Origin of the sequence: Kineococcus siccus (assembly GCF_009906795.1) — a bacterium.
GTDB classification, from domain to species: Bacteria; Actinomycetota; Actinomycetes; order Actinomycetales; family Kineococcaceae; genus Kineococcus; species Kineococcus siccus.
On sequence record NZ_JAAALN010000202.1, the window covers coordinates 1 to 7,734 of the forward strand.

Consider the following 7,734-nt stretch of genomic DNA (forward strand, 5'->3'; position numbering starts at 1 on the left):
GGGAGGGGTGGTGGGGCGCCGGGACGGGCGGCGGGCTCAGCCCTTGAGGGCGCCGCCGAAGGTGAAGGCGCCACCGAGGCGGCGGGACAGCAGCAGGTAGAGCACGACCACCGGCAGCGTGTACAGCACGGAGTAGGCGGCGAGCTGGCCCCACTGCACGGAGCCGTACTGGCCGAAGAAGGTGAAGATGCTCACCGAGGCGGGCAGCCGGTCGGGGGAGAGCAGCAGGACGAAGGGGATGAAGAAGTTCCCCCACAGCCCGATGAACGTGAAGATGATGACGACGGACAGGCCCGGCCACATGAGCGGCAGCACGATGTGCCGCAGCGTCTGCATGGCGCTGGCCCCGTCGGTCCAGGCCGCCTCCTCCAGCGAGATCGGCACGCCGTCCATGAAGTTCTTCATGAGGAAGATCGAGATGGGCAGCGAGGTCGTGGCCATGAAGGCGATGGTGCCGCCGAGGGTGTCGATGAGGTTGAGCTGCACGAACAGCCCGTACACCGGCACCATGATCGCCGTGATCGGCAGCCCCGTGGAGAAGAGGATCGACAGCAGGAACGGCCGCTTGTAGCGCGTCTCGAACCGCGACAGCGGGTAGGCCGCGAGGGTCGCGACGACCACGGCGATGGCCGCGGCGGACACGCACAGGACGAGTCCGTTCCACATGGGCCGGTAGGTCGTCTCGGGCGTCATGACGGCCCGGAAGTTCTCCAGGCTGAAGTTCGATCCGGGCCACTCCACCTTCAGCCCGGCGGTCGCGTTGAAGGCCGCGAACACGACCCACAGCATGGGCAGCAGGAACATGAGGCCCAGCAGGGCGGTGACGACGTTGACGACGGCCGGGGCGACCCACGACCGCGGCCCGCGCGGGCGGGTGGTCGTCCCGGTGACCCGGGTGGTCGTCACGACGGTGGCGGGGGTGGTCGCGGTCACGGGGGTCACGCCTCCTCGCGCAGCAGGCGCATGTAGACGACGGAGAAGACGGCGCCGACGGCCAGCAGCACGAGGGCGATGGCGGTGCCGTAGCCGAGCTGGCTGAAGGAGAACGCCTGCTCGTACATGTACAGCGGCAGGGTCTGGCTCTTGGTGCCCGGGCCGCCCTTCGTCATGGTGTAGATGAGGCCGAACACCGACAGGGTCTGCAGCGTGATGAGCATGAGGTTGGTCGTGACGGTGCGCCGGATCATCGGGATCGTCACGTAGCGCAGCCGGGAGAGGCCCGTCGCGCCGTCCATCTCGGCGGCCTCCTCGATCTCCTGGGGGATCTCCGACAGCGCCGCGTTGTAGACCAGCATCGAGAAGGCGGTGCCGCGCCACACGTTCGCGAGCGACACCGCCAGGATGGGCAGCGTGTAGAGCCAGTTCTGGCTCAGGCCGAGCCCCGCGATGAGCTCGTTGAACGTGCCGTCCTTGGACAGGAACGCGTACCAGACGTAGCCCGCGACGACCTCGGGGATGACCCAGGCGCCGATGACGGCGGTCCCCACCAGGGTGCGGACCACCTTCGCGGACCGCTTCTGCAGCAGGGCCAGCGCCAGGCCGAGGAGGTTCTGGCCCACGACCGCGGACAGCACGGTGAAGACCAGGGTCAGGACGACGGAGTTGCGGAACGCCTCGCTGCCGAAGGCCTGGCGGAAGTTGTCCAGGCCGACGAACTGGGTGGCGCCCGACCCGGCGCCCGTGAGGGCGGTGTTGGTGAAGGCGGCGTAGCAGCACCACACGATCGGGCCGGCCAGGAAGACCAGCAGCAGCACGACGGCCGGGGTGAGCGGCAGGGCGCGGGCGATGTCGACCCGCAGCGGGTGGGTCCGCCGGTGCGGGTCGACCCCGGGCGGGCTGCTCGGGGGAGTGGGTCGGGTCAGCGTGGCCACGGGACCTCCTGGGACCGTCGGCGGGGTGGTCGGGGGGTCAGAGGGTGGCCGTCTTCTCCTCGCCGACGATGCCCTTGACCGCCTCGTCGTAGGCGTCCGCCGCCTCCGTGGGGCTGGCCTGCCCGGTGACGACGGCCTCCATCGCCACCTGGATCTCGTTGGAGACGCGGGGGTAGTCCGTGTTCTGCGGGCGGTACTGCGTGACGGGCACGAGGCTGGAGAAGAACTCGAGCGTCTGGTTCGAGCCCGTGTACTCCGGGTCCTGCGCGACGTCCTTGCGGACCGCCACCGACGCGTTGGCGATGTTGTACTTCAGGTTGTTCTCGAACGCCGTGAGCGTCGAGATGACCTTCCAGGCCTCGTCGGCGTTGGCCGCGTTCTTGGTCATCGCCCACGTCCAGCCGCCCGACATGCTGATCTTGCCCGGTGCGGAGCCGTCCTTCGTGGGCATCGGCGTCGTCGCCATGAGCTGCGACCACTCGGGCCACGGCGCCCCGCCGGTCTCCAGCCAGTTGTTCGACATCCACGACCCGTCGAGGGCGATGGCCAGGGTCGACCCCGGCAGGAACTCCTCCCCCACGCGGTTGGAGATCTGCGCGTCGAGGGCGATCTCCGGGTCCGGGCACAGCTTCTCGTCGTAGAAGGTCTTGAGCACGGTCAGGGCGTCGCGGAACTCGGGGCTCGCGACGTTCCACTTGTCCGAGGCGACGTCGTAGAGGGTGCTGCCGGTGCCGTAGAACAGCATCTCGAAGCCCTGCATGGACGCGGCCTCACCCGCCGCCTTGCCCGCGTAGATGTTGATGGGCGTCACGCCGGGGACCTTGCCCTTGATCTCGCGGCAGGCCGTGAGGATGTCGTCCCAGCTGGTGGGGGCCCAGGCCTCGGGCAGACCGGCCTGGGTCAGCAGCTGCTTGTTGAACCACAGGGCGCGGGTGTCGGTGCCGTCGGGGACGCCGTAGGTCTTGCCGTCGGCGGCCTTCGCGGCGCCCTTGGCGGTGTCCTGGAACTGGTCCCACTGGTCCCAGCTGCCCAGGAAGGAGTCCAGCGGCTGCAGGTAGCCGGCCGTGATGTCGGAGTTGATGAGGAAGGTGTCCTCGTACACGACGTCGGGCGACGTGCGCGGCGAGCGCATCATCAGCTGCAGCTTCGTGTAGTAGTCGTTCTCGGACGCGACGATCGGCACCAGTTCGATGCTCTTGCCCGGGTTGGCGCCCTCGTAGGACGTCTTCAGCCCCGAGAGGTAGTCCTTCATGATGGTGCCGGAACCCCACTGCTGGTACGCGACCTTGACCGCCGTGGAGTCCGAGGAGCCGGACGACTCCCCTCCGCAGGCGGCGGTGGCGAACAGGGTTCCGGCGCCGAGTCCGGCGGCGGTCAGGAAGCTGCGACGACGCACGACCCACTCCTTCGTGGTGTGGTTGAGCTCGAGGACCCGGACCTCCCGGGTGCCGGACGGCCGCGTCGCCGTCCCGTCCGCAAAAAGTAAATCCAGTGGATTGACCGTGTCAACGGGTGACGGACATGCTTCTGCCGACGACCCCGACGGGTACGCGCCCACGGCGGCGCGCCGCCCGTCCGGGGTCCGCGAGCGCGAGGAGGCGCGGTGCGACGAGGCACGAACCTGCCCTGGGTGGGTGACTACAACCAGGCGGTCGTCCTGGACGGGATCCGGCGTTCGCCCGGGACCTCCCGGACCGAGATCGCCCGTTCGAGCGGCCTGACCCTGCAGACGGTGTCGAACATCGTCCGCCGGCTGCTCGAGCGCGACCTCGTCCGGGAGGGGGGCGGGCGCTCGTCCCTCCCGCGCGCCGTGGGCAAACCGCGCGCGGCGCTGTCGGTGCGGCCCGGCGTGGCGGTCGCCGCCGGCCTGCAGTTCGACCGCGACCACGTCGTGGCCGTCCTGCTCGACCTGACGGGCGACGTGCTCGGCACCGCCCGCGCGGACCGTCCGGGGGACGGGGCGTCCGGGTCGCTCCGCGTCGGCGCCGGCCTGGTGCACGACCTCGTCGCCGCGGGGGTCGCCCGCGGTGACCTCGACGCGAGCGCGGTGCGCGGGGTGGGGGTGGCCGTGCCCGGGCCGCTCGACTTCCACGGCCCCGTGCGGTCGTCGGCCATCAACCTGCCCGGCTGGCACGGGGTCGCGGTCGCCGACCTGCTCGGACGGTTCCTCGACCTGCCCGTGCTGGTGGAGAACGACGCGACGGCGTGTGCCGTGGGCGAGCTGTGGCGCTCCCCGCGGGGACCGCGCTCCTTCCTCCACGTGCACGTCGGCGTGGGCATCGGGGGCGGGATCGTCCTGCGCGACGAGGTGCTCCGGGGCGAGTCCGGGAACGCGGGGGAGATCGGCCACGTCGTCGTCGACCCGTCCGGCCCCGCCTGCACGTGCGGGTCGGTCGGGTGCCTCGAGGCGTGCGCCGCGCCGGCCGCCGTCGTGCGCGGGTACGTCCGCCTCGTGGGCGCAGGCGCCGCGCGCTCGGCCGGCCTGCGCCTCGCCGAGGCCAGCGTGCTCGCCGACCACGACCGCCTGGAGGCGCTCGCCGCCGGCGGGGACGCGGCCGCGGCCGCGGTGCTGCGCCGCGCCGCCGACGACCTGGCGGGCGTCGTGCTCGGTGTCGTCAACGTCGTGGACGTCGGCGAGGTGGTGCTCGGCGGTCCGGGTCTGCGGTGCGGCGGCGAACGGGTCCGCGCGGTGCTGCAGGACCGGGTCCGCGCCGCGATGGCCCGCGACCTGCACGGCGTGACCGTGCGCCTCAGCGGATCGGGCGAGCACGCCGGTGCGGTGGGGGCGGCGAGCGCCGTGCTGCACGAGGCGCTGACCTCGACGTGGTCGACGGCGCGCAGCCCGCTGCGCGCCGCCGTCATCTCCCCCGTGGCGCCGGTGCACTGAGCGGTCGCGGGCGCCGGTGTCGGTCCGCGGCGCGGGCCCCGAGGCCGGTGCCGCGGTCAGCGGGGCGGGTGGGCGAGGTCCGCCAGCGGTCCGGTCGGCAGGGCGATCCACCCCTCGCGGGCCGCGGCCGCGCGCTGCCCCTGCGCCGGTCGTGTGGCCGCGCCCACCGCGGCGGCCCGGGCCGTCAGCGCGGCGACGACGGCGTCGAAGGCGTCGTCCGACGCGGCGCACGCCTCGGCGGCCACGCTCGTCGGCGTCAGCCCGGTCCCCGCGCGCACGGCCCGGTCGGTCTCCCGGTTGGCCAGCCGCCGCCGCCAGTCGCGGCCGGCGACGTCGGCCGGGGCGACATGGTCCCCCGCCTGGTGCGCCAGCAGGAACGCGAGGAACTCGTCGGGCCAGCCGAGCGGGCAGTCGAGCCCGAGCTTCGCGGCCGTGCCGGCGGCGTCGAGGACCTGCGCGTCGGTCGTGCCCAGCGCGAGCGACTCCACGTGCGCGCCCGCACCGTCCCAGCGCAGCACGGCCTTCGCCGTTCGCGCCGGCTCGGTCGCGAGGTCGACGCCGACGGTGATCACCGCGCCAGCCTACGAGCGGCGCGCGGCGGGTCTCAGCTGTTCGGCGGCACGTGCGGGAGGTCCTCGCCGGCCCGCCACACCTCGTGGATCACGACGGTGGCGAAGCGCCAGCCCTGCTCGGTGCGGCGCAGCGTGCAGTCGTACCAGCCGGCCCCGTCGGCGTGCCGCGTCAGGTCCGCGGTGAACCGGTGCACGCCGATCAGGTACGACCGCGTGGTCGCGGTGTCGCCGTCGACGTGGATGGCGTGGTTGGACGACAGGTGCCACGTGGCGTCGTAGCGCGCGAGCCCGCGCGGGGAACCCGTCGTCGCCAGCTGCTCGTGGCCGACGAGCCTGAACGGCGCTCCGTCGACCTCGAACGTGCCGTCCGGCAGGTACAGGGCCGTGTTGGCGTCGAAGTCCCTGACGTCCAGCGTGCGGGCGAACTCCACGAGCAGGTCGCTGATGGCGGCGCGGTCGACGAGCCACTGCAGCTGGGCGGCGGGATCGCTCGGCGGGGCGGCCGGGCCGGCGGGCGTGGTGGTGGTCACGGTGGGGAACCTTCCGACGAGGGAGCGGAGCGGCGGGCCCGCCGCTCCGGCGAGGTCCGCTCCACCGTCGGAGCCGCCTCCCGGTCGCCGCCGACCCGCTGAGCCGAGTGTCCGCACTCACCCGGCTCCCGGGAAGGCCAGCCGGGTGATGGTGCGCATCACGCGCGTGGATGGGGCCGGCGGCGGGTCCCGCCGCCGGCCCACCGGCTCAGAGGCGCAGGCCCAGCGGCGTGGTGATCCGCTCCAGGGGGACGAGCGTGAACCCCGTCGACACGCGGGCCTCGCCGTCGGCGCCCGCGACCGTCGGGGTCTCCTCGCCGTCGTGGCTGACGAAGACGCCGTGCGGGAAGTCCGGGCCCAGCGGCGACGTGCTGAGGGTCGCGCCGTCGCTGTGCTGCACACCGTCGATCCCGGGCCCGTCGGCGACGGAGAACCCGCCGACGTAGCGCGCCTTGCGGGACACGTCGTAGACGGCGAACGTGCTGTCCCCCTGGCTGGAGGCGAACAGGTACGTCCCCCCGCCGGCCTTCGGGGCGACGGTCAGGCCCTCGGCGTCCGCCGTGAGGTGGGTCCCGCCCACCCCCGGGTCCGGGCCCGAGACCTCGCACGACTCCGTGCCGGCGTCGTACGTCGCGGGGACGCCGAAACCGCGCACGGTGTCGAGGAGGCGGCGCGAGGTCGTCGCCCCGCCCTCGACCGTGAGCCGCCAGATCCCGACGTCCTCCTGCGCGACGAACCAGGCGCCCGACGCGGGGTCGCGCACGGTGCCCTCCATCTGCGGGCCCTCACCGGGTTCCTCGCAGGGGCTCCACGTCCCGCCGGTGGACAGGGTGAACTCCGCGGGCAGCGAACTGCGGCTCACCTCGCGGTACCCGACCGTCCCGCCGGGGCCGGCCACGAGGTCGAGCACGGCGTAGTCGGTCGTGTGCCGGCGGGTGGTGAGCACCTGGACGCCGCCGCGCGCGTCGAGCCCGGCGGCGAGCCCGTAGGCGGTCTCCTGCTCGTCGACGGCGGCCTCACTGGCGCTGAACACGGGCGCCGCACCGGGAGCGGTGACGTCGCGCAGCACGGCGGCCCCGGCGGCCGCGCCGCGCGGGTCGATGGCGAAGACGCGGACGCGGTCCCGGCCGCGGTCGCTGACCACCGCCAGGTCGAGCGTGCGCCCGCCGATCCGCGCCCCCTGGACGACGTCGACGTTGTTGTAGCGGCTGGCCTCCTCGGCCCCGGCCGGCGTCGCGGGGACCGCGAGGCGCTGCAGCAACGACCCGTCGAGGGCGTACGCCGCGAGGCCGCCGTTCTTCAGGGTGGCGACGACGACGGAGTCGCCGGGCGCGGTGCGGGAGGTCCAGAGCGCCGGGTCGTCCGCGTCGGCGTTCCCGTCGGCCTCGTCGTCGAAGACGGCCGGGGTCTCCGCGGTCGCGGTGACGGTCGCCCAGCGCGGTTCGCGCGACGGCGCCGCGGCGGCCGGGGAGAGGGGGAGCAGGGCCAGCGACAGCAGGCCGGCGCTGACACCGGCGCTGCGGCGGAGGAGGGACGACGGCACGGGAGCTCCAGGGTTTCGACGGGACCGACGCCGCCGATCATGGTGCTGCGGAGCAACCGCCGGGCGTCGCCCGGTCGACCATCCTGCGCTCGTCGGGTGACGAGCAGGTGTCGACCGGGCGACGCGCCGCCCTCAGCAGCTGCTGACGAGGTTCCAGGTGCCGGGCGCGGACTGACGCAGCGAGACGATGTTGAAGCGGCTCTCGCGGCCCAGGGAGTCGCGGCTGCCCAGCGCGTACGCGCGGTCGAAGACCTCGGTCGCGCGCCCCTCGGCCACGTGGTCCGTCGTGCTGTCGCGCACGCACTGCGCCGTGGTGGGCGGGGTGGTCGGG

At 73.6% G+C, this 7,734-nt stretch carries 7 protein-coding genes and 1 pseudogene; 1 reads left to right on the forward strand and 7 read right to left on the reverse strand.

The window, feature by feature from the left end:
* Nucleotides 1-36: 36 nt before the first annotated feature.
* From GTR02_RS17715 to GTR02_RS17725, 3 genes are read right to left on the reverse strand one after another with little or no spacing between them, the layout of a single operon-like run.
* Nucleotides 37-942, reverse strand: coding sequence for a carbohydrate ABC transporter permease (locus GTR02_RS17715; protein ID WP_420814744.1), 906 nt, complete (start codon nt 940-942; stop codon nt 37-39).
* Nucleotides 939-1,871 carry an ABC transporter permease subunit gene (locus tag GTR02_RS17720; RefSeq protein WP_166608810.1) on the reverse strand — a complete coding sequence of 311 codons (933 nt, stop codon included), beginning with the start codon at nt 1,869-1,871 and terminating at the stop codon, nt 939-941. The genes GTR02_RS17715 and GTR02_RS17720 overlap by 4 nt, the downstream gene beginning before the upstream one ends.
* 37 nt (nt 1,872-1,908) lie before the next feature.
* A complete protein-coding gene (locus tag GTR02_RS17725; RefSeq protein WP_166608811.1) occupies nt 1,909-3,267 on the reverse strand; it encodes an extracellular solute-binding protein in 1,359 nt (452 codons plus the stop codon).
* Nucleotides 3,268-3,474: 207 nt separating this feature from the next.
* On the opposite strand from GTR02_RS17725, the gene GTR02_RS17730 reads away from it, so the two are divergent.
* Nucleotides 3,475-4,758: an ROK family protein gene (locus GTR02_RS17730; RefSeq protein WP_166608812.1), complete on the forward strand. Its 1,284-nt coding sequence runs from the start codon at nt 3,475-3,477 to the stop codon at nt 4,756-4,758.
* Between the two features lie 56 nt (nt 4,759-4,814).
* Here the strand turns inward: GTR02_RS17730 and GTR02_RS24650 are convergent, their stop codons facing one another.
* The 4 genes and pseudogenes from GTR02_RS24650 to GTR02_RS17750 form a co-directional block, all read right to left on the reverse strand.
* Nucleotides 4,815-5,330: a DUF429 domain-containing protein gene (locus GTR02_RS24650; protein ID WP_166608813.1), complete on the reverse strand. Its 516-nt coding sequence runs from the start codon at nt 5,328-5,330 to the stop codon at nt 4,815-4,817.
* Nucleotides 5,331-5,362: 32 nt separating this feature from the next.
* Nucleotides 5,363-5,860 (reverse strand): nuclear transport factor 2 family protein, encoded by a 498-nt coding sequence (locus tag GTR02_RS17740; RefSeq protein WP_166608814.1) that lies wholly within the window; start codon nt 5,858-5,860, stop codon nt 5,363-5,365.
* A gap of 208 nt (nt 5,861-6,068) precedes the next feature.
* A complete protein-coding gene (locus GTR02_RS17745; protein WP_166608815.1) occupies nt 6,069-7,403 on the reverse strand; it encodes a phytase in 1,335 nt (444 codons plus the stop codon).
* 132 nt (nt 7,404-7,535) lie between these two features.
* Nucleotides 7,536-7,734 (reverse strand): annotated as a pseudogene (locus GTR02_RS17750) (extracellular catalytic domain type 1 short-chain-length polyhydroxyalkanoate depolymerase); the annotation flags it as partial.